Origin of the sequence: Spiribacter sp. 1M189 (assembly GCF_040838345.1) — a bacterium.
GTDB classification, from domain to species: Bacteria; Pseudomonadota; Gammaproteobacteria; order Nitrococcales; family Nitrococcaceae; genus Spiribacter; species Spiribacter insolitus.
On record NZ_JBAKFF010000001.1, the window covers coordinates 548,628 to 574,515 of the forward strand.

The 25,888-nt window shown below is 65.0% G+C and carries 24 protein-coding genes and 1 riboswitch; of the genes, 10 read left to right on the forward strand and 14 right to left on the reverse strand.

Annotated features, from left to right (window positions below; genetic code table 11):
- The 3 genes from glcE to ppsA all read right to left on the reverse strand — a co-directional run bounded on the left by glcE (position 1) and on the right by ppsA (position 5,040).
- Entirely contained in the window at positions 1 to 1,083 is a 1,083-nt protein-coding gene (gene glcE / locus V6X30_RS02745) for a glycolate oxidase subunit GlcE (protein ID WP_367983106.1), read from the reverse strand.
- Positions 1,083 to 2,582 (reverse strand): FAD-linked oxidase C-terminal domain-containing protein, encoded by a 1,500-nt coding sequence (locus V6X30_RS02750; RefSeq protein WP_367983107.1) that lies wholly within the window; start codon positions 2,580 to 2,582, stop codon positions 1,083 to 1,085. Before V6X30_RS02750 ends, glcE begins: the two co-directional genes overlap by 1 nt.
- A 76-nt stretch (positions 2,583 to 2,658) precedes the next feature.
- The gene (ppsA, locus tag V6X30_RS02755) at positions 2,659 to 5,040 is read right to left on the reverse strand and encodes a phosphoenolpyruvate synthase (RefSeq protein ID WP_367983108.1); all 2,382 of its coding nucleotides are present in this window, start codon (positions 5,038 to 5,040) and stop codon (positions 2,659 to 2,661) included.
- A 77-nt stretch (positions 5,041 to 5,117) separates the two neighbouring features.
- Between ppsA and ppsR the strand changes: the two genes are divergently transcribed.
- The 3 genes from ppsR (at position 5,118) to V6X30_RS02770 (ending at position 6,947) form a co-directional block, all read left to right on the forward strand.
- On the forward strand, positions 5,118 to 5,939 hold the full coding sequence (gene ppsR / locus V6X30_RS02760) for a posphoenolpyruvate synthetase regulatory kinase/phosphorylase PpsR (RefSeq protein ID WP_367984524.1): 822 nt from the start codon (positions 5,118 to 5,120) through the stop codon (positions 5,937 to 5,939).
- Positions 5,940 to 6,009: 70 nt separating this feature from the next.
- Positions 6,010 to 6,507, forward strand: a complete 498-nt coding sequence (locus tag V6X30_RS02765; RefSeq protein ID WP_367983109.1) for a DUF1249 domain-containing protein — start codon at positions 6,010 to 6,012, stop codon at positions 6,505 to 6,507.
- 11 nt (positions 6,508 to 6,518) lie between these two features.
- Positions 6,519 to 6,947 carry an Rrf2 family transcriptional regulator gene (locus V6X30_RS02770; RefSeq protein WP_367983110.1) on the forward strand — a complete coding sequence of 143 codons (429 nt, stop codon included), beginning with the start codon at positions 6,519 to 6,521 and terminating at the stop codon, positions 6,945 to 6,947.
- A gap of 1 nt (position 6,948) precedes the next feature.
- Here V6X30_RS02770 and V6X30_RS02775 read toward each other — a convergent pair whose 3' ends face one another.
- From V6X30_RS02775 to V6X30_RS02795, 5 genes are all read right to left on the reverse strand, one after another.
- Positions 6,949 to 7,623 (reverse strand): response regulator, encoded by a 675-nt coding sequence (locus V6X30_RS02775; protein ID WP_367983111.1) that lies wholly within the window; start codon positions 7,621 to 7,623, stop codon positions 6,949 to 6,951.
- Positions 7,624 to 7,716: 93 nt separating this feature from the next.
- On the reverse strand, positions 7,717 to 8,520 hold the full coding sequence (locus V6X30_RS02780; RefSeq protein ID WP_456242964.1) for an amino acid ABC transporter ATP-binding protein: 804 nt from the start codon (positions 8,518 to 8,520) through the stop codon (positions 7,717 to 7,719).
- Positions 8,521 to 8,536: 16 nt separating this feature from the next.
- A complete protein-coding gene (locus V6X30_RS02785; protein WP_367983112.1) occupies positions 8,537 to 9,637 on the reverse strand; it encodes an amino acid ABC transporter permease in 1,101 nt (366 codons plus the stop codon).
- Positions 9,638 to 9,641: 4 nt separating this feature from the next.
- On the reverse strand, positions 9,642 to 10,829 hold the full coding sequence (locus tag V6X30_RS02790; RefSeq protein ID WP_367983113.1) for an amino acid ABC transporter permease: 1,188 nt from the start codon (positions 10,827 to 10,829) through the stop codon (positions 9,642 to 9,644).
- 89 nt (positions 10,830 to 10,918) lie between these two features.
- Complete coding sequence (locus tag V6X30_RS02795) at positions 10,919 to 11,938, reverse strand: amino acid ABC transporter substrate-binding protein (protein WP_367983114.1); 1,020 nt, start codon at positions 11,936 to 11,938, stop codon at positions 10,919 to 10,921.
- A gap of 258 nt (positions 11,939 to 12,196) precedes the next feature.
- Between V6X30_RS02795 and V6X30_RS02800 the strand changes: the two genes are divergently transcribed.
- From V6X30_RS02800 to V6X30_RS02810, 3 genes are read left to right on the forward strand one after another with little or no spacing between them, the layout of a single operon-like run.
- Entirely contained in the window at positions 12,197 to 13,339 is a 1,143-nt protein-coding gene (locus V6X30_RS02800; RefSeq protein ID WP_367983115.1) for an iron-containing alcohol dehydrogenase, read from the forward strand.
- A gap of 24 nt (positions 13,340 to 13,363) precedes the next feature.
- The gene (locus V6X30_RS02805; RefSeq protein ID WP_367983116.1) at positions 13,364 to 13,909 is read left to right on the forward strand and encodes a TRAP transporter small permease subunit; all 546 of its coding nucleotides are present in this window, start codon (positions 13,364 to 13,366) and stop codon (positions 13,907 to 13,909) included.
- Entirely contained in the window at positions 13,909 to 15,279 is a 1,371-nt protein-coding gene (locus tag V6X30_RS02810; protein WP_367984526.1) for a TRAP transporter large permease, read from the forward strand. Before V6X30_RS02805 ends, V6X30_RS02810 begins: the two co-directional genes overlap by 1 nt.
- 49 nt (positions 15,280 to 15,328) lie before the next feature.
- Here the strand turns inward: V6X30_RS02810 and V6X30_RS02815 are convergent, their stop codons facing one another.
- A complete protein-coding gene (locus V6X30_RS02815) occupies positions 15,329 to 16,414 on the reverse strand; it encodes a TRAP transporter substrate-binding protein (RefSeq protein ID WP_367983117.1) in 1,086 nt (361 codons plus the stop codon).
- A gap of 126 nt (positions 16,415 to 16,540) precedes the next feature.
- On the opposite strand from V6X30_RS02815, the gene V6X30_RS02820 reads away from it, so the two are divergent.
- The 3 genes from V6X30_RS02820 to V6X30_RS02830 are packed head-to-tail and all read left to right on the forward strand — an operon-like array spanning position 16,541 to position 20,025.
- Positions 16,541 to 17,107 (forward strand): biotin transporter BioY, encoded by a 567-nt coding sequence (locus V6X30_RS02820; RefSeq protein WP_367983118.1) that lies wholly within the window; start codon positions 16,541 to 16,543, stop codon positions 17,105 to 17,107.
- Positions 17,108 to 17,155: 48 nt separating this feature from the next.
- A complete protein-coding gene (locus tag V6X30_RS02825) occupies positions 17,156 to 18,109 on the forward strand; it encodes an MBL fold metallo-hydrolase (protein WP_367983119.1) in 954 nt (317 codons plus the stop codon).
- A gap of 35 nt (positions 18,110 to 18,144) precedes the next feature.
- Entirely contained in the window at positions 18,145 to 20,025 is a 1,881-nt protein-coding gene (locus tag V6X30_RS02830; RefSeq protein ID WP_367983120.1) for a propionyl-CoA synthetase, read from the forward strand.
- A gap of 6 nt (positions 20,026 to 20,031) precedes the next feature.
- Here the strand turns inward: V6X30_RS02830 and V6X30_RS02835 are convergent, their stop codons facing one another.
- From V6X30_RS02835 to V6X30_RS02855, 5 genes are read right to left on the reverse strand one after another with little or no spacing between them, the layout of a single operon-like run.
- Positions 20,032 to 20,817, reverse strand: a complete 786-nt coding sequence (locus tag V6X30_RS02835; protein WP_367983121.1) for a hypothetical protein — start codon at positions 20,815 to 20,817, stop codon at positions 20,032 to 20,034.
- A gap of 3 nt (positions 20,818 to 20,820) precedes the next feature.
- On the reverse strand, positions 20,821 to 21,900 hold the full coding sequence (locus V6X30_RS02840) for a flavin monoamine oxidase family protein (protein WP_367983122.1): 1,080 nt from the start codon (positions 21,898 to 21,900) through the stop codon (positions 20,821 to 20,823).
- Between the two features lie 9 nt (positions 21,901 to 21,909).
- Positions 21,910 to 23,457 (reverse strand): BCCT family transporter, encoded by a 1,548-nt coding sequence (locus tag V6X30_RS02845; protein WP_367983123.1) that lies wholly within the window; start codon positions 23,455 to 23,457, stop codon positions 21,910 to 21,912.
- A 4-nt stretch (positions 23,458 to 23,461) separates the two neighbouring features.
- Complete coding sequence (locus tag V6X30_RS02850) at positions 23,462 to 23,914, reverse strand: YbhB/YbcL family Raf kinase inhibitor-like protein (protein ID WP_367983124.1); 453 nt, start codon at positions 23,912 to 23,914, stop codon at positions 23,462 to 23,464.
- A complete protein-coding gene (locus V6X30_RS02855; protein WP_367984527.1) occupies positions 23,915 to 24,301 on the reverse strand; it encodes a DUF2237 family protein in 387 nt (128 codons plus the stop codon).
- Positions 24,302 to 24,390: 89 nt separating this feature from the next.
- A riboswitch (glycine riboswitch) is annotated at positions 24,391 to 24,481 on the forward strand.
- A 156-nt stretch (positions 24,482 to 24,637) separates the two neighbouring features.
- Here V6X30_RS02855 and V6X30_RS02860 point away from each other — a divergent pair.
- Positions 24,638 to 25,873, forward strand: a complete 1,236-nt coding sequence (locus V6X30_RS02860; RefSeq protein WP_367983125.1) for a D-amino acid dehydrogenase — start codon at positions 24,638 to 24,640, stop codon at positions 25,871 to 25,873.
- Positions 25,874 to 25,888: the final 15 nt, after the last annotated feature.

Here is a 25,888-nt window from a genome sequence, read left to right on the forward strand (position 1 = left end):
TCAGCTCACCTCCGCTTGCGGGTAGAGTCGTCCGGGATTGAGAACGCCATGCGGGTCAAAGGCCTGCTTGATATGCCGGTGCAGCCGCTCCTTGACCGCATCCAGTGGCGCAAAGGCAGCGACCCCCGGCAGCTCGCCGCGGAAAAGCGTCGCGCTGCCACCCACCGCGGCGGCCTGCGCACGCAGTGCGTCGGCATCCTCCCGGCCGCGCAGCCAGAGTTGCTGACCCGACCAGTCCACCAGCACGGACCCTCCGAAGTCCGCTGGATCAACCCCCGGCGGTAGCGCAAGCCGCCAGAGGGGGCGCTCGTCTGCCGTGAAAAAGGCGTGACGATGATCGCGGATCGACTGCCAGAAGGCAGCGGCGTCGGACGCCTCCATCACCTCACCGCCAAGTGCCGCCTGAGCGTCCTCTACGGCCGAGGCCGTGCCCTCGAAACGGACATGGAGCTGATCGCCGTCGTGGAGCATGCCGGTGAGCGGCCGGCCGGCGCGCAGCCACTGCTCACTGAGCCGATGGCAGTCACCCGCGGCAGCCGCAAGGCGCAACGTGGCGGTGGCGGGCATGGCCGGGAGCACCTTGAGCGATACCTCGGTGATGATGCCCAGGGTACCGAGCGCGCCGGTGTTGAGGCGCGCGACGTCGTAGCCCGCTACATTTTTCATGACCTCGCCGCCAAAGCGCATGGTCTCGGCGCGGCCATTGATGAGCCGTATCCCCAGCACCATATCCCGCACGGCACCCGCGTATGGCCGGGCCGGGCCCGATAGCCCGGCCGCGACCATCCCGCCAACGCTGCCCCCGCCATTGAAATGCGGTGGCTCGAAGGCCAGTCGTTGGCCCTTGTCGGCAAGCGCCGCCTCGATTTCGTCGATCGGCGTACCGGCACGGGCGGTCAGGACAAGCTCGGTCGGCTCGTAGTTGACGATACCTCGATGATCGAGGGTGCTGACGACGCGGCCTTGTGTCGGATTTCCGTAAAACGCCTTGCTGGCGCTGCCCTCAATCGTGAGTGGCTGGTCGTCGGCGATGGCGGCTGCAACCTGCTCGACGAAGGCTGCGGTCTGATCGGCATCGATCATTAGAGGCGCTCAAGCTCGGGATGGGGCAGTTCACCGTTATGCACATGCAATCGACCGAACTCCGCGCAGCGGTTGAGCGTTGGAATGGCCTTGCCCGGGTTGAGCAGCCCGTCTGGATCGAACGCCGCCTTGATGCGGTGGAACTGCTCGATCTCGGGGTTGCTGAACTGCACGCACATTTCGTTGATTTTCTCGAGACCAACACCATGCTCGCCGGTGACTGTCCCGCCGACCTCGACGCAGAGCTGGAGGATTTCACTGCCGACGCGCTCGGCGGCAGCGAGCTGGCCGGGCTGGTTGCCATCGAAGAGTATCAGCGGGTGCAGATTGCCATCGCCGGCGTGAAAGACATTGACCGTCTCAAGTGCCTCGGCCTGGCTGATCTCGCTGATCCGGCGGAGGACATAGGCGAGCTGGCGGCGCGGGATCGTGCCATCCATGCAGTAGTAATCCGGCGAGATCCGGCCCACCGCTGGGAAAGCAGCCTTGCGCCCCGCCCAGAACCGAGCCCGCTCAGCGGCGTCGGCGGCGACCTGAATGCGCGTCGCGCCATGCTCGCGCAGACACTCATCGACGGCGGCCATCTGGTCGGCGACCTCCGCCTCGCTGCCATCGAGCTCGCAGATCAGAATGGCGGCGGCGGCGGTGTCATAGCCCGCATGGACGAAATCCTCGGCGGCCTGAATGGCGGCTCCATCCATCATCTCGAGCCCGCCGGGGATGATGCCCCGGGCAATGAGCCCGGCAACGGCGTGGCCACCCGACTCAACATCCGCAAAAGAGGCCATGAGGACCTGCTTGGTCAGCGGCTCAGGCAACAGCTTCACGGTGACCTCGACAACCACCCCGAGCATGCCCTCCGAGCCGTGCATGAGGGCCAGCAGATCGAGGCCCGGGCTGTCCGGCGCCTCGGCGCCGATGGTGGTCAGCTCGCCGTCTATGGTGACCACCGTGATGGCCAGTACGTTGTGCACCGTCAGGCCATATTTAAGGCAATGCACGCCGCCGGCGTTTTCGCCCACATTGCCGCCTATCGAACAGGCGATCTGCGAGGAGGGATCCGGCGCGTAATACAGCCCGTAAGGTGCTGCGGCCTCGGTGATGGCGAGGTTGCGGACACCCGGCTCCACCCGGGCGAGGCGCCGCCCGCGATCGATCTCGCGGATGCGGTTGAACTTGCCCATGGCGAGCAAGAGCCCCTGTGGATGCGGCAGCGAGCCGCCGGAAAGGCTGGTTCCCGCGCCGCGGCTGACGACGGGCACGCCATTATCGCGGCATAGCCGGAGGATGGTCTGGACCTGCTCGATGGTCTCAGGGATGGCGACCAGCCGGGGCAGCTGCTTGTAGGCGGCGAGGCCGTCGCACTCGTAAGCGCGGCGGCCGGCCTCGTGCACGATTAGCCCATCGGGCGGCAGGACATCGCCAAGCGCTTCGATGAGCGGATCGATATCCACCTCGAAGCGGAGATCTTCCTGCCGGAACAGCTCATGCGCTGGCATGCCTCTCTCTCCTCGCCGAATTGTACTGCACAGGCTAGCCCACCGCCCCTTCGCTCTCAAGCATGGTTCGGCCGACTCAGGCCTCCTGCGCGTCCTCGCCCAGGTACAGCCAGGTCTCAACCACGCTGTCCGGGTTGAGCGAGACGCTGTCGATGCCTTCCTCCATCAGCCAGCGCGCCAGGTCCGGATGATCCGAGGGGCCCTGGCCACAGATGCCGACATACTTATTCGCGCGGCGTGCCGCCTGGATGGCCATGTGCAACAGCGCCTTCACTGCGGGATCACGCTCTTCGAACAGATGCGCCACCAGGCCGGAGTCGCGATCCAGTCCCAGCGTCAGCTGGGTGAGATCGTTGGATCCAATGGAGTAGCCATCGAAGATCTCCAGGAATTCGTCTGCGAGGACGGCGTTGGAAGGCAGCTCGCACATCATGATGACCTTGAGGCCGTCCTTACCCTTCTCAAGACCGTTCTGCGCCAGCAGCTCCACCACTTGCCGGCCCTCGTCCGGCGTGCGCACGAACGGGATCATGATCCAGACGTTGGTCAGGCCCATTTCGTCGCGCACGCGGCGCAATGCCTGGCACTCAAGCTCGAAGCAGGGCCGGAAGTCCTTGGAGATGTAGCGCGATGCGCCGCGGAAGCCGATCATCGGATTCTCTTCCTCGGGCTCGTACGCGGCACCGCCGATCAGGTTGGCGTACTCGTTGGACTTGAAGTCGGACATGCGCACGATCACCGGCTTATCGGCAAAGCTCGCAGCCAGCGTGCTGATGCCTTCAGCGAGCTTGTCGACGTAGAAGCTCACCGGATCGTCATAACCGCTGATCTGGTTGTCGATCACCGCCTTGAGATCCTCCGGCTGGCGGTCGTATTCGAGCAGGGCGCGTGGGTGGATGCCGATCATTCGGTTGATGATGAACTCCAGCCGCGCCAGGCCGATGCCGGCGTTGGGCAACTGAGCGAAGTCGAAGGCCCGGTCCGGGTTGCCGACATTCATCATGATCTTGAATGGCAGCTCAGGCATGTTGCCCAGGGCGATCTCGCGGACCTCATAGTCCTGGATACCGCGATAGATGTAGCCGGTATCCCCCTCGGCGCAGGAGACGGTGACCTCCATGCCGTCACGGACGCGTTCGGTGCCGGCGCCGGTCCCCACCACGGCCGGGATGCCCAGCTCGCGGGCGATGATCGCGGCATGACAGGTCCGGCCGCCCCGGTTGGTGACGATGGCGGAGGCGCGTTTCATGATCGGCTCCCAGTCGGGGTCCGTCATGTCCGTGACCAGCACGTCGCCGGCCTCTACCGTGTGCATGTCATCAATGGAGTCGACCACGCGGGCCCGGCCCGCGCCGATGCGCTGGCCGATGGCGCGACCTTCGATGAGAACCTGACCGCGTTCGTGCAGCTGATAGCGCTTGAGGCTCTGTCCGCCGTCGCGGCTCTTCACGGTCTCGGGGCGTGCCTGAAGGATGAAAAGACGCCCGGTCTCGCCATCCTTGCCCCACTCAATGTCCATCGGCCGGCCGTAGTGGGCCTCGATGGTCATGGCCTGACGGCCAAGCGACTCCACCTCGGTATCGGTCAGGCAGAAGCGCATGCGGTCTTCGTCGGGCGTTTCCACCACCGAGACCGTCTCGTCGCTCTGCGGATCGGTGTCGTAGACCATCTTGATGGCCTTCTCGCCGAGTATGCGGCGCAGCACGGCGGGCCTGCCCGCCTCGAGCGTGGATTTGTGGACGTAGAACTCATCCGGGTTGACCGAGCCCTGTACCACGGTCTCGCCGAGGCCGTAGGAGGCGGTGACGAACACCACGTCCCGGAATCCGGATTCGGTGTCCATGGTGAACATCACGCCAGAGGCGCCGGTGTCCGATCGCACCATCTCCTGGATGCCCGCCGACAGGGCGACCTGATCATGTTCAAACCCATGATGGACGCGGTAGGAGATCGCCCGGTCGTTGAACAGTGAAGCGAACACGTCGCGGATGGTCCGCAGGACGTTGTCCAGGCCGCGGACGTTGAGGAAGGTCTCCTGCTGGCCCGCGAAGGAGGCATCCGGCAGGTCCTCGGCGGTGGCGGAGGAGCGCACCGCGACGGCGAGATCGGTCTTGCCGGTGCGGGCGAGCAGCTGCTCCCAGGCCCCGGTGATCTCGTCATGCAGCCGACCGGGGAAGGGCGTGTCGACGATCATCTGGCGGATTCGTGCACCGGCCCTGGCAAGCGCACGGACATCCTCGACGTCGAGGCCAGCGAGTTCGGCTTCGATTTTCGGGCGCAGGCCGCTCTCATCGAGGAAATCCCAATAAGCCTGCGCCGTGGTTGCGAACCCGCCCGGCACCTGGACACCGGCATCCGCCAGGTTACTGATCATCTCACCGAGTGAGGCGTTCTTGCCCCCGACATGCTCGACGTCGTTCATGCCGAGGGACTCGAACCACACTACGTACTCGCTCACTTGCGCTCTCCCGTTCAAGATTATGCTGACCCCGGTACACTGGGGGTTAATGTTGGATAGCCTGGTTGAAAGGTGTCATGGAGCCCGATCGAAGCGTTTTCTTTGTCTCCGACCGGACCGGCATTACCGCCGAGACCCTCGGTCATAGCCTTCTGACCCAGTTCTCCCTGGACTGCAGGCCGGTCAGCCTGCCGTTCACCGACAGCCCCGAGGCGGTGGACGCCGCGATTGAGCGCATCGAGGCCGCCGGGCGGGCGACGGGTGCGCGTCCCATCGTGTTCAGCACGATTATCGATGCCGGGCTGCGCAATCGGCTGCGTCGCGTGAATGCCGTGGTGCTCGATTTCTTCGATACGTTCATCGGCCCGCTGGAGAGCGAGCTCGGCATGGAGTCGAGCCATACCGTCGGGCAGAGCCATGGCATGGCCGACCCGGGTGCCTACAATCTGCGAATCGATGCCATGAACTACGCCCTGTCGGCGGATGACGGCGCGGTCGTGCGGCATTACGAACAGGCGGATGTCATTCTGGTGGGAGTGTCGCGTTGCGGGAAAACGCCGACCTGTATCTATATGGCGCTCCATTACGGGCTGTTCGCAGCCAACTATCCGCTGACCGACGACGACTTGCTGAGCGGCCGGTTGCCGGAGGTCCTGCGCCCGCATCGTGACCATCTCTATGCCCTCACCATCCGTCCGGAGCGCCTGGCCCAGATTCGCGCCGAGCGACGACCGGACACGCGATATGCGTCGCTGCGGCAGTGCCAGTATGAAACGGTCCGGGCGGAGGGCCTGTTCCACCAGGAAAAGCTGCCCTTCTCTGATACGACAACGATGTCCATTGAAGAGATCGCCGCCATGATCATCCAAACCCGTCAACTGCCGCGGCGACTGTATTAAATTCCCCCGCGGAATGCCAGTCTCAACGCTCAGAACCGCACCTGGCGTGTGCTAGGATTCACCCATGGTCATGCAGGCAACGAACACCACTCCAGAGCTTCCGGTGCAGGGCAGTTTCGCGGCACTCATGGAGCTCTACGAGAACAACTACATTTATCTGCGCCGGCTGGTGCCCCAGCTCGACGGCAGGCGGGATGCCCAGGTTTCCAGCGTGGACCGCGGGCCCGATCTGCATCTCGAGGTCATCGAGCGCTGTCCGTACACGACCAGCCTTCTGCTGACGCATCGGTTCCCGCGCCATCGTGGCGAGGAGGCGCTGCCCGATCTAAAGGTGCGTATCTATCACGATGCCCGGGTCGCCGAAGTGCTCATGGCAAGCGCGTCGCCATCGGCATCGATTCCGCCGGCGGAACCGCAGCATGCGGGCGGCACGCTGGCCTGGCGCTGGGCCGCCAATCGCTTTCTCAACCGCTGGCTGCTGTACTGTCTGGGCGAGGGGCATGGTTTCCCGGTCGATGAGGATGGCTGGGGTCAGGATCGCCCACTGGCACGACGCTGGGCGGTGTAGCGCGCTCTGCCATGCGGCTTTCCACCAAGGGACGGTATTCAGTCACGACCATCATGGACCTGGCCCTGCATCAGGATAGAGGGCCGGTCGCGCTGGCGGATATCTCCCGCCGACAGAATCTCTCCCTTTCCTACCTCGAGCAGCTTTTCGCGCAGTTGCGCCGCCATGGCCTGGTGCGAGGCGTGCGCGGGCCGGGGGGCGGATATTGCCTGGCGCGGTTACCCGAAGAGATCAGCATTGCCGACGTTATTCTGGCGGTTGAACAGCCAGTCGATGCCACGGCTTGCGGGGGCGAGGAGGACTGTGACCTGGGCGATCGCTGCCTCACGCATGATCTCTGGGCCGAGCTCTCGGGCCAGATTCAGAGCTTTCTGGCGGGGATCAGCCTCGCGGCGCTGGCTGGCAATCCTGATCTGCTCGAAGCCGCCGGCCGGGAGTGACCTAGGTCTCGAGGTTGATCAGCCCCATTTTCACGGCCGCCAGGGTGGCCTCTGCCCGGGTCGACACGTTGAGCTTGAGATAGATCGCCTTGATGTGGCCGGCGACTGTTGATGGCCGAATGGCCAGCGCTTCGCCGACCCGATGCCGATCCCATCCCTGGGAGAGCAGTTTGAGGACCTCGACCTCGCGGCGGGTGAGGCCGGCGGTCTCGACAGTGGATTGCCATACGCCGTCACCCGCTCCATCCTGAGTCTCCGCGCGCTGGAACTGGCGCAGGATCTGCCGGGTGATCTCCGGTGAAAGCCCCGGTTCGCCCTTGGCGATGCCCGCCAGCAGGCGCTTGATACCGGCATCGCCCTGATCCTTGAGGATATAGCCATCGATACCGTGCCGGAGCGCGGCCCGGATATGGGCATCGTCATCGTGCCGGGTGATCAACACGCGTGCAGCTTCCGGGTACAGCGCCAGCGTCTGCTCGATCAGCTCCAGTCCTGAGCCATCCGGCAGGTAGAAGTCCGTTACCAGCAGACCCGGCATGTACTGACCGAGCCGGGCATGGCCATCTTTCAGCCCCATGGCCGTTGCCAGATCGATCTGAGGCCAGAGATTGAAGAGAATCTGACTGACCCGGTGCTGCTCCGTGGGATCGGGATCGATAACCAGTGCACGTCTCATTCCACAATCCTTTGCTCACGGCCGCCATCGCCGCCTGCGGACTGACGTATATCAGCCCTGACGCCCTATTCATAGTTTTTGGCCGATGCCGGACTAGTGCTGGAGGATCTGTTCGAGGAATTCCCGTGTGCGAGGCTGTTGCGGGTTGGTGAAGAAATCACCCGGTGCCGCCGTCTCGACGATTTCACCGCCGTCCATGAAGATGACGCGGTCGGCGACGGTCTTCGCAAACCCCATCTCGTGCGTGACACAGAGCATGGTCATGCCACTGCCGGCGAGTTCCACCATGACATCGAGGACCTCCTTGATCATCTCCGGGTCCAGCGCCGAGGTGGGTTCGTCGAACAGCATGATCTTGGGCTGCATGCACAGCGCACGGGCAATGGCGACGCGTTGTTGCTGGCCTCCGGAGAGCTGTCCGGGATACTTGTGGGCCTGGTCCGGGATACGCACCCGTTCCAGGTAGTGCATGGCCGTCTCGATGGCTTCACCGCGGGGCGTCTTGCGCACCCAGATGGGTGCGAGCAGGCAGTTCTCCAGCACACTGAGGTGGGGGAAGAGGTTGAAGTGCTGGAAGACCATGCCGACCTCGCGCCGGATCGCCTCGATGTTCTTGACGTCCTCATTCAGCTCCACGCCGTCGACCACGATGCGCCCGCGCTGATGGGCCTCCAGATGATTGATGCAGCGGATGAAGGTGGACTTGCCCGATCCCGAGGGGCCGCAGATGACAATCCGCTCGCCCTTGCGCACGTCCAGATTCAGTGACTTGAGCACGTGGAATTCCCCGAACCATTTGTTGAGGTCCTCCACCTGGATGATGGCCTCATCCCGTGCCGTCGACTCCACCGGCGATGTGATGGACTCGGTTTCGAGTGGTGCGCCCGTCTCATGCATGCTCGACCCCTCTCCCTTAGTTCCCGTGACCGGTTTCCAGCTGTTTCTCAAGGCGATGGCTGTAGCGTGACATGCCAAAACAGAAGACCCAGAAGCAGAAGGCCACGAACAGATAGCCCTCGGCCATCACATTGTTCCACGCCGGGTCGCTGAGCGTGGACTTGACCGCCCCGAGCAGGTCGAACAGCCCGATGATCAGCACCAGCGTAGTGTCCTTGAATAGCGAAATGACCGTATTGGCAATACCCGGAATCACGATCTTCAGCGCCTGGGGCAGGATGATGAGCCGCATGCGGCGCCAGTAGCCAAGTCCCAGCGCTTCCGCAGCCTCGTACTGTCCCCGGGGGATGGCCTGAAGTCCACCGCGCACAACCTCGGCCATGTAGGCCGACTGGAACAGCGTGATGCCGACCAGCGCCCGCAGGAGCTTGTCGAAGGTCACGCCGTCGGGCAGGAACAGTGGCAGCATGACCGAAGCCATGAAAAGAATGGTGATCAGCGGCACCGCCCGCCAGAATTCAATGAACACCACGCAGATGCCGCGGATCACGGGCATCTCCGAGCGCCGGCCGAGTGCGAGGAGGATGCCGATGGGCAGCGCGGCGAGGATGCCGACATAGGCGAGGATGAGCGTGAGCATCAGCCCGCCCCAACGCGAGGTGGGCACGGACTCCAGGCCGAAATATCCGCCCGAGATCAGCACGTAGGCGGCCACCGGCAGTCCGGTGATGCCGAAAATCGCCAACCACTTGCGGACCTGCGCCGGCAGCGGCAGGAACTGCGGCACCACACTGAGGGCGAACAGCGCAAAGACAACGTTCGGGCGCCAGCGCATCTCTGCCGGGTAGAAACCATAGATGAAAAAGCCCAGGCGCTGCTCGACGAACACCCAGCAGGCACCATCCGGGTTGCAGGCGTCGGCGCCGCTACCGGTGAAAACCGCCTGAATGAACGCCCAGTTGATCAGTGGGACGAAAGTGGTGATCAGCCAGTAACCGATCGCCACCGTCAGCAGACTGTTGTACCAGGTGGAGAACAGGTTTTCCCGCAGCCACCGCAGCAGGCCACGTTGGGTGGGCGGCGGCGGCAGGTCGGGCGATGCCTGGTGCGTTGCCATCGTCCTATCGCTCCTTGAGCGCAACCGCGCGGTTGTAGAGATTCATGAGCAGCGAGATCGCCAGGCTGATGGTCAGGTAGACGGCCATGGTGATGGCCACGATCTCCACCGCCTGACCGGTCTGATTGAGCGTTGTCCCCATGAACACGTTCACCAGATCGGGATAGCCGATGGCCACCGCCAGCGACGAGTTCTTGGTCAGGTTCAGGTACTGGCTGGTGAGCGGCGGGATGATGACCCGCAGGGCCTGCGGGATAACCACCAGACGCAGTACCCGCCGCGCCGGCAGTCCCAGCGCCAGTGCCGCCTCGGTCTGTCCGCTGCTGACCGAGACGATGCCCGAGCGCACGATCTCGGCAATGAAGGAAGCCGTATAGAGCGTAAGCGCCAGTAGCAGGGCGCCCAGCTCGGGGATCGCCGTGATGCCGCCGCGGAAATTGAATCCGCCCAGCGCCGGGATGTCCCAGCTCACCGGCCCGCCCATGAGCAGGTAGCCGAGCAGCGGCAGGCCCGGAATGAGGACGAGTGAGATGGGCAGCACCGGGAAAATGCGCCCGGTGGCCGCCTGCCGGCGTCGCGCCCAGACGGCCAGGACCACGGTGATCGCCAGGGCGACCAGCAGCCCCGCGCCCATCACCCAGGCGCCAGGCTCGAAGATCGGTTTGGGCAGGACGATGCCGCGGTTGCTCATGAACGCGATATCACCCACGTTCACGGCCTGTCGGGGACCCGGCAGGGCGCCCAGGACCGCGAAGTACCAGAAAAAGATCTGCAGCAGCAGCGGGATATTCCGGAATATCTCGATGTAGCCCAGCGCGACCTTGGCCACCAGCCAGTTGCTGGACAGCCGTGCGATGCCAACGATGAAGCCCACGATGGTGGCCAGCAGAATGCCCAGTCCGGAGACAAGCAGGGTGTTGGCGAGCCCGACCAGGAAGGTCCGGCCATAACTCATGGTCTCGTCGTAGGGGATGAGACTCATGATGATGCCGAAGCCGGCGGTTTCATTGAGAAAGCCAAAGCCGGTGGTGATGCCGCGGCTTTCCATGTTGTTGACGGTGTTCTGGAACAGGCTGTAGCCGATCCATGCCACACCGGCAATGGCAAGGATCTGGAAGACCACGGAGCGGACCCGCGGGTCATTCCAGGGTTTTGGGCGTCCGGGTCGAAGCGGCCGCGGATCGGTGGTCATTGTGCCGCCCTGTTCCGCTGATGGGTTTCAGGAGAGGGCGGAACCGGACATGTCCGGCTCCGCCCGGCGATCAGAGTCTGGCGTCTGGCTTACCGGAACGGCGGTGCGTAGAGGATGCCACCGTCAGTCCAGAGCGCGTTGACGCCGCGGCTCAGGCCGACCGGCGTATCCGGCCCGACGTTGCGGTTGAACATCTCGCCGTAGTTGCCCACCTCGCTGATCACCTCGACCATGAAGTCATCGTCGAGCCCGAGGATCTCGCCCATGTTGCCATCCGCACCGAGGATGCGCTGGACGTTCGGGTTGTTGGAGTCGGTCATCTCCTCGACATTGCTCGAGTCGACGCCATACTCCTCGGCATTGATCTGCCCGAACAGGACCCACTTCACGACGTTGAACCACTCGTCGTCACCCTGGCGTACCACCGGCCCGAGCGGCTCCTTGGAGATCACCTCGGGGAGGATCACTGCGGAGTCCGGATCGCTCAGCTGTGTGCGCAGTGCGGCCAGCTGAGAGGTATCGGAGGTGAGGATGTCGCAGCGGTTGTTGTCGAACCCCTGGGCACTGCCCTCCGAGGTGTCGAACACCACGGCCTCGTAGTCCATGTCGTTGGCACGGAAGAAGTCGGCGAGGTTGAGCTCGGTCGTGGTGCCGGCCTGGGTGCAGACCGCCGCGCCGTCCAGGTCATAGGCACTGTCGACACCGAGGGCCTCTTTGACCAGAAAGCCCTGGCCGTCGTAGTAGTTGGTGCCGGTGAAATTGAGCCCCAGCGAGGCATCCCGGGTGGTGGTCCAGGTGGTGTTGCGCGAGAGCACGTCGATCTCGCCGGACTGGAGCGCCGTGAAACGCTCGGCCGCCGTCAGCGGGATGAACTCCACCGCGTCGGCATCGCCCAGCACGGCAGCGGCCACCGCCCGGCAGGTGTCAACGTCCAGCCCGGCCCAGTTGCCGTCGCTATCGGGCTGCGAGAATCCGGGCAGGCCGTTGCTCACGCCGCAGCGCAGCTGACCTGCATCGCGGACATCTTCCAGCGTTGAGGCCTGGGCCTGTCCACCCAGAGCCAGCAGCCCCGTGGCGGCAAGGCCCATGGTTATGATCGTCTTCTTCATCACTGCTTCCCCTATTGCATCGAGGTTGTGCAAAGCCATCGTGGCAACCGTTGATAACGCAAGGCTCATGCCAACACGGGACTCTCCTCCTCCTGGCCGGCCCGCGTCATACGATCGCCTGTCCGTTATGTCACGAATGCACCATGCTGGACAAGGCATGCAGGCAGTGCACCGAGATGGCGCGCGGCACAGCATGGACGGCGGACGTCACGGCTGCGACGATAGCGGGATTGCCCCTGAATCCCATGGAGTTCCTCAATGAGCGCAACGTTCGGCCTGTTCCTCCCCCGCAATATCCGTTTCGGTCGCGGGGCGGCCGGAGCGACCGCTGATGCCGCCATGGCACTCGGCGAGCGGCCTCTGCTCGTGCATGGCGCCTGCGCGGGGCGGGCGGATTGGCTCATACAGGCCCTTGATGCGGTCGGCCGCAAGCCATGGGGGATCGCCTGCCCGCGCGAGCCCGACGTCGGGCTGATCGAACAGGGGGTCGCGCTGGGGCGGGAGGTCAATGCCGACGTCGTCGTCGGCCTCGGCGGCGGATCGGTGATTGACATGGCCAAGGCCGTCGCCGGATTGATTCCGGCTCATGGTGAGGTGATCGACTACCTTGAGGTCGTGGGGGGAGGGCAGACGCTGGATGCTGAGCCGTTGCCCTTCGTGGCGGTGCCGACAACCGCCGGGACTGGCACTGAGGCGACCCGCAATGCGGTCATCGACGTGCCGTCGGCCAGGCGCAAGGTCTCGCTGCGCGACCCGAGACTGCTGCCGGCAACGGCCATCGTGGATCCCGCATTGACCGATGCCACGCCGCGGCATGTCACGCTGGCGAGTGGCCTTGACGCCATTACGCAGGTGATCGAACCGTATATCAGCTGTCAGGCCAACCGCTTCACCGATGCCCTCTGCCGCGAGGCCATTCCGGTTGGTCTGCAGGCCCTGGTGCGCCTGATGACGGATGAGGATCCCGCTGCTCGCGATGACATGGCCTGGGTCAGCCTCAGTGGTGGCCTCGCGCTCGCCAACGCAAAACTGGGTGCAGTCCATGGTCTGGCCGGCCCCCTGGGCGGCGTGACGGATATGCCGCATGGCGCGATCGCCGGCGCGTTGCTGCCGCCGGTCCTGAGAGCCAATCGTGAGGTGGTTCAGGGCTCGGTGGCCACGCGGATCCATGAGGTAGAGCAGTGGATCGCGGGCGCGCTTGCCTGTGGCAGCGACGAGGCCATTGATCGCCTCGCCGCCTGGTCGCGCGCCAAGGGTTTGCCCGGACTGGGTACCGCTGGCCTGGAATCATCATCGCTCGCGGCTATCGCCGAGGCCGCCGCCGGCTCGTCCTCCATGAAGGGCAATCCCGTCGTGTTGCCCGCGGCAAGGCTGGTGCAGGCGATGGAAGAGGCGTGGTAAGCCCGCTTGCCCCCCGCGATCGGCTTGGCCATACTCCGCCACCTCATGGACCCACTGCTGCGCCTTAGTGAATGGATCGACACCCTCAGCGACCGGGTGGGCCAGGGGCTGCGCTGGGTGGCCCTGTTGCTGGTCGTTGTGGGCGTGGTCAATGTGATTGGCCGCTACCTCGGTGCACAGCTTGGTATGCAGCTCAGCTCCAATGCCCTGCTGGAGGCGCAGATTCAGGCGTTCGCCGTGATCTTCCTGCTCGGCAGCGCCTACCTGCTGCGCCATGACGGGCATATTCGCGTCGATATCCTGCAGTCACGATTCGGTCCGCGCCTGCGGGCCTGGATCGAGTTGCTGGGGGCGCTGATGGCCCTGATCCCCTTCTGCATGGTGATGCTGATTTACGGTGTCGATTATGTGGCGCGGGCCTGGTCCCGGCTCGAGGTGAGTCCCAATCCCGGTGGATTGCCGCTCTATCCGATCAAGACCATGATTCTCATCGGCTTCTCGCTGCTGCTGCTCCAGGGTGTCAGCCAGGCGATCAAGGCCGCCGCCCGTCTGCGCGGGAAGCGGGCGTGATGCTCATCGAACTCATGCCGCTGGCGATGTTCGCCGTGCTGCTCTTGCTGCTGCTCACCGGCTATCCGGTGGCCTTCGCACTGGCCGGCACCGGGCTGCTCTTCACGGTGCTCGGCAGCGACTGGCTGCCGTCGCTCGGCCTGGCATTGCCATGGGAGCCCCTGTTTCGGGTCGCGCGCCTGAATGTCCTGCCGCAGCGCCTGTACGGCTCGATCATGGAGAACTACACACTGGTGGCGGTGCCGTTTTTCATTTTCATGGGCACGATGCTGGAGCGCTCGGGGCTCGCCGAGGATCTGCTCCAGACCATGGGGCGGCTGTTCGGGCGACTGCGGGGCGGGCTGGCGATTTCCGTGGTGCTTGTCGGCATGCTTCTGGCGGCCGCCACCGGCGTGGTCGGCGCATCCGTGGTCACGATGGGCGTGCTGGCGCTGCCGGTGATGCTCAAGTACGGCTATGACCAGCGACTCGCCACCGGCACCATCGCCGCGAGCGGTACGCTCGGCCAGATCATTCCCCCCTCAATCGTCCTCATCATCCTTGGTGACCAGATGGGGGTGAATGTCGGCGATCTGTTTGTCGGCGCGCTGCTGCCCGGCCTACTGCTGGGTGCCGCGTATGTGGCGTGGCTGATTATTGTGGCCTGGCGGCGGCCACTGGCAGCGCCGGCGCTGCCGGCGGGGGCGGACGACGAAGGCGCGGCGGGCCCTCTCTGGCGGGCCGTTCTGCGCTGCCTGGTGCCCCCGCTCGCGCTGGTGGGCGCGGTGCTCGGCACGATTTTCCTTGGTATTGCGACGCCCACGGAGGCCGGCGCCATGGGTGCGTTGGGCGCTACGCTGCTGGCGCTTTTCTACGGCAAGCTCTCGGGCAGCAATCTGCTCTCGGTTTCCGATAGCACCGTGCGCCTGACGGCCATGGTGTTCACCATTCTGGTGGGTGCCACGGTCTTCGCCACTGTCTTCAGTGCCATGGGTGGGAAGTGGCTGGTGGAGGATTTCCTCCTCGCCCTGCCCGGCGGCGAGATGAGTTTCATTCTCTTTGTGATGCTGACGATCTTCGTGCTCGGCTTCTTTCTCGATTTCATCGAGATCACCTTCATCGTCGTGCCACTGATTGCCCCCATCGCCGATAGCTTTGGCCTGAACCCGGTCTGGTTTGCCGTGCTCATCGCGATGAACCTGCAGGCCTCTTTCCTCACGCCACCGTTCGGTTTCTCGCTTTTCTATCTACGCGGGGTCACGCCGGCGGCCGTGCCCACCGGCACGATTTACCAGGGCATATTGCCGTACATCGCCATTCAGCTACTCATGCTGGCGGTGATCGTGGCCTTCCCCGGTCTGGTGACCTGGCTGCCGGGTCTGGCCGGCTGAGGGGAGGCGCCCGCGTCCGAATGAGCGCCGGTGCCTCCCCGCTGAGTGTCTAGCCGCGATCCCTGTAGATGAATTCGCGATAGCGGAAGCTGTTGGTCTGATCCCAGCCACGGAGCCGCTCGAGGAAGGCCGACCATGACTCGTAAATCCGCGCATAGTCTGGGTTGGCCATATCCTCCTCGTTGACCTCGGTGGCCGCCTGGGCAAAGGCCTCCAGCACCGAGTCGGGGAAGTGCTTGATCTCCACGCCGGCCGCCTTGAGCTCCTCCAGGGCCAGTGGGTTCTTCGCCAGGTACTGCGCGGCCATCCAGTTGTTCGCCTCCGCACAGCAGGCCTGGATCTGCGCCTGGATGTCCGTGGGGAACGTGTTCCAGATCTCCAGGTTGAAGTAAAAGCCCAGCATGGCACTAGGCTCGGCCCAGCTCGGCAGGTAGTAGTACTTCGCCACATCCTGCATGCCCAGAATCTGGTCATCGTAGGGGCCGACCCATTCGGCGGCATCCAGTGCGCCGCGCTCCATCGCGGTGAACACCTCGCCGCCGGGGAGCTGCTGGATGTTGACCCCGGCCTTCGCCATCACCCGGCCGCCATGGCCGGGGAAGCGCATGCGCAGGCCCTGCAGATCGGCGGGGCTGTTGACTTCGACGTTGAACCAACCGCCGCACTGGGCGCTGGTATTGCCGCCGGGGAAGGCGATGAGATTGTCCTTTGCGTTGAGCTCATTCCACAGTGCCTGGCCATCGCCGCCGGTCATCCAGGCGTTCTGTTGTTCCAGCGTCATGCCGAAAGGCAGCGCAGTGAAGAACCCATGGGCCGGATTCTTGCCAATAAAGTAATAGGGCGCGGTGTGGCAGGCCTCGAAGGCACCGTTCGAGACCGCGTCGTAGACCTCCAGGGCGCCCACCTCCGCCCCGCCCGGAGAGGTCCTTACGCGGACGTCGCCATCGGTTATTTCCTCGATACGCCGGGCGAAGTACTCGGCCGTGCCATAGAGGTTGTCGAGGGCCGCGGGCCAGGAGGTGAGCAGGTTGATGCGGAAGCGTCGCGGTTGCGCTATGACGGCAGGTGCGTTGACACCGCCCGCCGCCACCAGACCTGTTCCCGCACCCTTGAGAAATCCGCGACGATCCATCATTGCTCTCCTTTGTGCTCCGTTCGCGAGTGGCGGCAAGGTTAATGCCGCCGATCCGATGGCCGCAATGGCTGACGGATCGGCGTGGCTCTGCTACCTTTCAATCTGGCGGATTTCACGGAGAGCGTCATGGCAACCAGAACACAGTGGATGATTGATGAGTGGGCATCGCAGAGCCTCACTCGTCAGGTGGTTTCCGTACTGGCCGGCACGCTGTTGCTGGCGCTCTCTGCAAGGGTCCAGATCCCGTTCTGGCCCGTTCCCTTCAGCATGCAGACTTTCGTCGTCCTGGCGCTCGGCATGGTCTACGGGCCTGTCCTGGGCGCTGCAACGGTACTGACTTATCTCGGCCAGGGCCTTGTCGGCCTGCCGGTTTTCGTGGCTGGCGGCGGCCCCGCCTATCTCGCCGGCCCGACGGGCGGTTATCTGCTGGGTATGGTGCCGGCGGCATGGATTGCCGGTGAGCTCGTGCGCCGCGGCTGGGGCGCAGATCCGATCCGGGCCGTTGCCGCGGCGGCCGCCGGCAACCTGGCGGTATATGCGCTGGGCGTGAGCTGGCTGGCTGTTTGGCTGGGCAGTCTGTCCCAGGCCGTCACCGCCGGGCTGCTGCCTTTCCTGCCCGGCGCAGTGATGAAGATCGCCGGCGCGGGGCTGCTGGTCTGGGGCGTGATGCGCTACGCCGGAAAACGCGAATAGCCCCACTGGATGCCCGCCGGGCGGGGTCAAGTGCAGAGGAGGAGAGCAGTGAGCGACGGTCCGAAAGTGGATCCTCTCACCGAAATCGCGCCGGGGCTCATGCGGTGCGACACCGGGTATCTGCGAGCCGGCCATACCGCCTGCTATCTGCTCACTCATGGCGGCCGCGCCGCCATCATCGATACCGGCGTCGGGGCCAGCGTCCCCGGTATTCTCGATGCGCTCTCCCGACAGGATATCCCCCGGGATGCCGTCGACTGGGTGATTCCCACCCATGTCCATCTCGATCATGCCGGTGGTGCCGGTGCCCTGATGCAGGCGTTACCGAGCGCACGGCTTGGCATCCATCCCTCGGGCGCCGAGCACATGGCCGATCCCAGCCGGCTTGAGGTGGGCGTCCGGGCGCTCTACGGTGATGAATTCTTCGATCGTGAGTATGCACCGCTCACTCCGGTGGCCCGCGAGCGCATGGTGACGCTGGATGACGGCGAAACGCTGTTCGTCGGCCAGCGTCCACTGGAGATACTGCACACCCCGGGGCATGCCTGGCATCACCTGAGCGTCTTCGATGTCGAATCCGCGGTGCTGATCGCCGGTGATGCCGTTGGCGCGAGCTATCCCGGCTACATCCAGCAGCGCAGCCTGTTCATGGTCCCGGTGGTGCCGCCGCCGCAGTTCAATCCGGCTGCCTATCGCGCGACCCTGGCGAGGATTGTAGCGCTGGCGCCGCGGGCGGTGGCACCCGCGCATTTCCCCATCATCGATCGGGTCGACGCCGCGGCATCGCTGCTCGAGGCGATGCTCGACGCCGCCATCGAATGGACCTGGCAGGCCGCGTCGGCGGCGGATCTCAATCAGCGCCTGCTGGATGGCTGGTGCCGCTGGCTTCCGTCCGATGCCACACGGGAGCAGCTCGAACGGGATTTCGGGCTCGATATCTGGCTGACGTCGGAGGGCCTATGGCTCTGGCGCAGCAAAGAGGAAAGAAAGGCCGCACGCTGAAAGGGCGCGGCTGCAACATGAGGAGAGTGGCCGCCATGAGTCATCACTATAATTCGCTGTATCAGGAGTCGCTGGACAAGCCCCAGGAATTCTGGGCCGAACAGGCCGGCGCGGTTGACTGGGACCGACCCTGGGACCGGGTGCTCGACGACAGCGATGCCCCCTTCTATCGCTGGTTCTCCGGTGGCCGCCTCAATACCTGTCATAACGCCGTGGACCGGCATGTCGACGCCGGGCGTGGCGATCAGGACGCGATCATCTGGGACAGCCCGGTTACCGGCCAGACCCGCCACATCAGCTATTCCGAACTCCAGGACCAGGTATCGCGGCTGGCCGGTGTGCTACGGAATCTGGGGGTGGAGACCGGCGATCGCGTCATCATCTATATGCCCATGGTGCCGGAGGCGGCCATGGCGATGCTGGCCTGCGCGCGGATCGGGGCCATTCACTCCGTGGTGTTCGGCGGATTCGCGGGACCGGAACTGGCCAAGCGCATCGACGATGCCGAACCCCGGGTCATCCTGTCGGCCTCCTGCGGCATCGAGCCGAGCGGCGTCGTGGATTACAAATCGCTGCTTAACGAGGCACTGGAGCGCTCGGAGCATTCAGTTGATCGGTGCGTCATCCTGCAGCGCGAGATCCATCGCTGCGAGCTGGACGCGGAGCGGGATCTCGACTGGGAGACGGCCATGGCCGAGGCCGCACCGGCGGCATGCGTATCGGTCGACGCCAACCACCCGCTCTATATCCTCTACACCTCCGGCACCACCGGCCGGCCGAAGGGCATCGTCCGTGACCACGGCGGGCACGCCGTCGCACTGCTCTGGACCATGCGCAGCATCTATGGGGTCGCACCCGGCGAGGTCATGTTCACCGCCTCGGATGTCGGCTGGGTCGTGGGGCATTCCTATATCGTCTACGCCCCCTTGTTGAACGGCTCGACCACCGTGATCTATGAGGGCAAGCCCATCGGGACGCCGGATGCCGGCGCATTCTGGCGGATCTGCGAGACCTATGGCGCCCGGGCGCTTTTCACCGCGCCCACCGCGCTGCGGGCCATCAAGAAGGAGGATCCCGACGGTGAGTTCATCCATCGTCATGACCTGAACAAGCTGCGCGCCTTTTTCCTGGCCGGTGAGCGCTCCGATCCCGACAGCGTCCGCTGGGCCGATGGCCACCTGGGTATTCCGATTCTGGATCACTGGTGGCAGACGGAAACCGGCTGGGCCATTGCCGGCTACCCGTTCGGCCTCGAAGAGATGCCGGTGAAAATCGGCACCGCCGGCCGGCCGATGCCGGGCTATGACGTGCGTGTGCTGGATGAGGAGGGTGAGGAGATGCCGTATGGCGAGCTCGGCAATATCGTCATCCGCCTGCCGATGCCGCCGGGGACCATGCTGACGCTGTGGGGCAATCGCGAACGCCACCGCGATGGGTACCTGATGCGCTACCCCGGTTACTATCTCACCGGCGACTCCGGCGTGATCGACACGGATGGCTACGTCCATATCATGAGCCGGATCGATGACGTCATTAACGTCGCCGGTCATCGCCTCTCCACCGGGCGCCTCGAAGAGGTGCTGAGCGACCATCCGGCGGTGGTCGAGGCGGCGGTCTTCGGGGTCAAGGATGCCACCAAGGGACAGCTGCCGATGGGGCTGGTCGTCCCGGGCAGCGCGTTCGACGGTGATGATGAGGCGTTGGCGGCGGAGCTCGTCCAGCGCGTCCGCGAGGAGGTGGGGCCGGTGGCCGCATTCCGTCAGTGCGTGGTGGTCAAGCGCCTGCCCAAGACGCGCTCCGGCAAGACCCTGCGCGGGACCATGCGCAGTATCGCCAACGGCGAGGAATGGAACATGCCGGCCACCATCGATGACCCGGGCGTTTTGGATGAAATCGCGGGTTATCTCAAGCGCTGATCGAGGCTAAGTGACGCCGAGTATCCAGCCCTCGAGGGCGGCAGCCGCCCGAGTGTCGGCATCAAGCACGGGCTCCAGCAACGGCCGGAGCCAGCCTTCACGGTCGCTGCGCTGCAGCGTCCGGGCGACGACGTAGGCGTCGTGCTGATCCGGCGTGCGCTCATCGCGGGGGTGATCGGCGGACCAGATCGAGGGGTAGATCTCCGCCACGGCGGAGCGCCCCGGCGGCAGCCGCCAGCCATCGAAGGGCCAGGCATGCAGGGTATCCCCATACCGCTGTCGCAGATGCCATAGCCAGGGCAGTCCGGCATGCGTGGACTTGGCCACCGAGCCGGGTACATCGAAGTGGAAGACCGACTTGGCGCCGACCCGCGCTTCCGCCCGGCGTCGCCATCGGGCATGACCCGCTCGTGCGGGGCCGCTCCCGATCGTGCCGTCACGCACCTGTTGAACGCTCACTCCAGGCAGGTCGGTGGGGTAATGGGCGCGGAAATCCGCCAGAAAACCATCCCACGCCCTGGCCATGCCGTACTGTTCATGCCAGGCGACGGGGAAGGCGAAACCGTGGTCGATGCCAACCAGTGTCGGCACCGGATCGTCCAGTGTGTCCATGAGCCATTCCGCCAGCGAGCGACGGCTCCAGTGGCGGCGGCCGTCTGCGGTCGGTCGTCGTTCCCCCGGCGATTCGTCGCCCTCCGCGCGGTAGACGCGAAGTCCGGTCAGGCCTTTCTCCGGCGTGGCGGCGCCGGAGTAGTCGATGCCGATATAGCGCTGGAAGGCCGGTGTCGCCACGGCTCAGGCGTCCCCTTCCAGCCCCTGAACGGCAGCCCGCGCCGCCGCCTCGCCGGCGAGTAGGGCGCCTTCGATCAGACCCGGACTCTGCTCGGCGGTCTCGGCGGCACAGAACCATAGGCGACCGTCGAGATGACCCGTGCGCAGCGCCTCGGGGCCCACGCTTGGGTGTTCCGGTGGCCCGTGACGATCCGCATCGGCGCAGATCCATGGCGCGTCGGCCCAGTCGCGGATGACGACGTCGGTGGGCGCCGCAGCCTGAGGGCCCAGGCACCGGGTCAACTGATCTAAGATAGCCGTGCGCAGCGTCTCGGCCCCGCGCTGCGCCGGCGGGGTCGCCACGAAGCCGAACAGGGCCGCCTCGCCATCGAGGCTGGTGTGGTCATGGGCTTCGAACAGCGGCCCGAGGCGGCTGGCGATCCGGCCCGAGAGACCGGACTCACGCCAGAACGGGCGCGGGTAACGGATCACTGCCTTCGCTTGAGCGGCCATCCAGGTCGGCATGGCTCGAAGCATGTCCTGCAGCGGCGCACCGATGTCCGCTGGCAGCTGGATTCGTTCGGCAACGATGCGCAGTGGCGCGGCGATCAGCACCCGCTCGGCGATCAGTGGCTCGCGTCCGGCCGTCTCAATGCGCAGCCGGCCGTCGTCGTGATGGCGAACTGCGTTGACGGCATGTCCGGTCTGGATGGCGTCGTCGGGGAGTTCAGCGGCCATCGCGTCGACAAGGCTGCCGGGTCCGGCGGCGATCCGGGCCATTCCGTACTGGCCCGGCAGTGGCTGACACACAGGTCGTTCGGCAAACCCATCCAGTACCGCCTCGCCGCTGTCGTACTGCTCGAAGGTGCCAAGGCCGAGCCGCTCCAGCCAGCGCGGCACACCGGGCTGGAACGGTGGCCATACCCAGGTGGGACCGAGGTCGCCGACGATCTGCCCGTCGGACCCGCGAATACTGTCGATACGACCGCCAATGCGGTCGCTGGCCTCGAGAACCAGCGATCTGATGCCGGCTTCATGGGCGGTACGAGCGGCGGTCAGGCCGGCGAGGCCAGCGCCGATGATCGCGAGTGGCGTGTCGGTCATGCGGGTCCGTTATTCAAGTGAGGGTTTGACGCCTGGGACTCGGTACTCGCGGCGGAGCGCCTTTAACAGGCTGATGCAACAGATCATCAGAATGATCGCGACCGGGAATCCGGCGGTCAGCGCGCCGGTCTGCAGGCTCTGCAAGGCCTCCTCTCCGCCGACCAGCAGCAGCGTGGCGGCGATGGCACCTTCGGTGATACCCCAGATCACCCGCTGCCGACGGGGTGAGTGCTTTGCGCCCCGCGAGATCAGCGAGTCGACCACGAAGGTCCCGGAGTCGGACGACGTCACGAAGTAGGTGGCGATCAGCAACGTCGCGAGGGCCGATGAGACGGTCGTCCAGGGCAGTTCCGCCAGCGTGCGGTAGAGCGCCACCGTGGTGTCTTCGTTGACCGCGGCAGCGAGCCCCTGGGCCGTGCCGAAGACTTCCATGTATAGCGCGGTCCCCCCGAAGACGGTCAGCCAGGCAAAGACGAACAGTGTGGGCAGGGCGAGCACGCCGATGATGAACTCGCGGATCGTGCGGCCACGGGAGATCCGCGCGATGAAAATGCCCACGAACGGCGACCAAGCGATCCACCAGCCCCAGTAGAACATGGTCCAGTCTTTCTGCCATTCACTGCCGTTCATTGCGCCCGTGTGCAGGCTCATGCCCACCAGCTGCTGCAGATAGCCGCCGGTGGAGTCCAGCAGGAAGCGGATGAGAAACAGCGTGGGGCCGGTGATGAAGACGAACGCCATAAAGACCAGCGCAAGCCCGAGGTTGAACAGGCTCAGCCATTTCAGACCGCGATCAAGCCCGGAGATCACCGAGATGACCGCGAACCCCGTGATGGTGGCGATGATGGCCACCTGCCAGACGGGGGCCACCGGCATGCCTACCAGGATATTGAGGCCGGTGTTGAGCTGCATGGCGCCGAAGCCGAGCGAGGTGGCCAGCCCGAAGAGCGTGCCGAACACGGCCAGGATGTCGATGACATGGCCGATGGGGCCATAGATGCGGTCGCCCAGCAGCGGGTAGAAGATGGAGCGGATGGTCAGCGGCAGCCGATGACGAAAGCTGAAGTAGGCCACCGAGAGCCCGAGGACGACATACACCGCCCAGGCATGCAGGCCCCAGTGGTAGAAGGTGTAGATCATCGCCTCGCGGGCGGCCTGCGGTGTTTCACCGGCGCCGCTGGGCGGGTTCTGGTAGTGCAGGATCGGCTCGGCAATACTCCAGAACACCAGGCCGATACCCATGCCGGCGCTGAAGAGCATGGCAAACCAGGCCGTGAAACCGAACTGAGGTCGATCATTGGGCTGACCCAGGCGGATACTGCCGTAGCGGCTGAAGCCAAGCCAGAGCAGGAAGCCGACAAAAAACGTGACCGCCAGCAGATAGCTCCAGCCCAGGTATTCGGTGATAAAGGCATGCAGGCGTGAGAACGCCATGCTGGCGGTATCCGGCAGAAACACGCCAAAGGCGACGAAGCCACCGATGATCAATGCCGAGGCCGTAAAGACCGTTGGGTTGACGGTGGCAAAAAAGGCGTCTGCGCGGTAGGTGCGCGCCATGGCTTCAGCCACCCTCCCGGGTTCGGGAAATCCCGCCCTCCAGGGTGGCCGTCGCCAGGGTATGACCTTGGATTTCGGTGTCGAACTGGCGGCGGGTGGCGCCAGCGGTCAGGTCCAGGATCTGATCGAGCGCCAGCAGCGTGAAGCGATAGATGTGACGGCCCTCCGGTGGAATCGGGCCCGTGTAACCGGTCTTACCGAAGGCGTTCATACCCCGCACCGCCTCATCCGGCAAATCGATTGCACTCACCGACTCGGTCGCCGGCGGCAGGTTCCACACCAGCCAGTGGGTGAGCTGGCCCACCGGAGAGTCGAGGTCCTCCAGCAACAGCGCGAGGCTCGCCGCCGTGCCGGGGGTATCGTGGATCTCCAGCGGCGGCAGGCGGTTTTCGCTCGCCGCCGACATGGTCCACGGCAACTCCGCGCCGTCGGAGAACTCCGGACTGCTAAGGCGCATCTAGCCGCTGTCCGGATTGTTCAGCTCATAGCGCTGGAGCGTCTCAAGATCAATCACGGCAAGCGTCTCCTCATGGGTGGCCGCCAGGTCCACTGGTGGCGCCACGCCGGCCCGGTAGGCCTCCAGCCAGCGGCCGGCACACAGACACCAGCGATCACCGGGTCTGAGTCCCGGGAAATCGGCGAACGGCACGGGCGCGGTCAGGTCGTTGCCGCGACTGCGTGAAAAGGAGAGGAAGGCCTCGGTGACGATCGCGCACACCGTGTGCATGCCGCCATCCTCATGACCGGTGTTGCAGCAGCCGTCACGGAAAAAACCGGTCACTGGATCCTTGCCGCAAGCCTGCAGTTCCTCACCGAAGACATTGGTAGCGCTGAACTTTCCCATGACCCCGAGTATACGCTTCATGCCGATCGAGTCGCCAAATGCGGCCTTGATTTGTTGAAATCGCTGAATAAATCCCGGAGACTCGAAATCCAGCGCAGGCGGGAGAGTCCGGCACCAGGTGCCGGCGCCGAAGGAGCAACCGCCCCGGAATCTCTCAGGCACCCGGACCGCCTGCGTGTTGAACATTCCGAAAAGCAGCCGGCAACTCATAACGGCTCGCCGAAGGAGCAAGCGGAGCGGCCCGGGTCGCGCCGTGAATCTCTCAGGCACCAGGACGGAAGGGGCACGGGTCGCCGGATGGCGACGGGTGCACACAACCGGACTGGGAGATCGACGATGAACACCATTGCAGTCATCGGCGGCGGAATCACCGGCATCACCACGGCCTACGCGCTCCTCAACCGCGGCTTCGAGGTGACTGTCTTCGAGCGCAACCGCTACGCGGCGATGGAAACCTCCTTTGCCAACGGCGGCCAGCTATCGGCATCCAATGCCGAGGTCTGGAACCATTGGCCGACCATCATGAAGGGGCTGCGCTGGATGCTGCGCGCCGACGCCCCGCTGCTGGTCAACCCCAAGCCGTCCTGGCACAAGCTCTCGTGGTTTGCGGAGTTTGTCGCGGCTACGCGGCATTATGCGGATAACACCACTGAGACGGCCCGTCTCGCCATCGCCGCGCGGGATTATCTATTCGACTGGGGGCGCCGCGAGGGCATTGATTTCGATCTGGAACAACGCGGCATTCTGCATATCTACCGCGACCAGGCGGGGTTCGATCACGCGGCCGAAGTCACCCGGCTGCTGGCGAAGGGCGGGCTGGAACGCCGTGCCGTCTCGCCGGAAGAGATGCGCGCCATCGAGCCCAATCTGCGGGGCGAGTACTACGGCGGTTTCTACACCGAGAGCGACAGCACCGGCGATATCCACAAGTTCACCCACGGCCTTGCGCAGGCCGTCGAGCGGCGCGGTGCGCGCATGCGCTACGACTGCCCCATCCGCGATGTCGGCACGGCGGCGGATGGCGCCTGGGTGGAAACCGCCGGGGGCCGCGAGTCATTTGATGGCGTGGTGGTCTGTGCCGGCGTCGGTAGCCGTGAGCTGGCCGCGCGTTTTGGAGACCGCGTCAATGTCTATCCGGTCAAGGGGTATTCCATCACCGTCGAGCTCGAGGACGAAACCTCCCGGGATGCCGCTCCCTGGATGAGCCTGCTGGATGATGAGACCAAACTGGTCTCGAGCCGCCTGGGCGAAGACCGATTCCGCGTCGCTGGCACGGCCGAGTTCAACGGCTATAACCGGGATATCCGCGATGACCGGATCCGGCCGCTGCTGGACTGGGTCAAGCAGTGTTTTCCGGCGGTCAGCACCCGACAGGCGGTGCCCTGGGCGGGGCTGCGTCCAATGATGCCCGACATGATGCCCCGGGTGGGCGAGGGCAGACGCCCCGGCGTGTTCTACAACACCGGCCACGGGCATCTGGGCTGGACGCTTTCTGCGGTGACAGCGGAGCAGGTGGCCGGTGTTGTCCAGACGGCGCTGTCCGATAATCTGGTGGCCAGTCCGGTGCGCTGAACGGCGATTAATGCC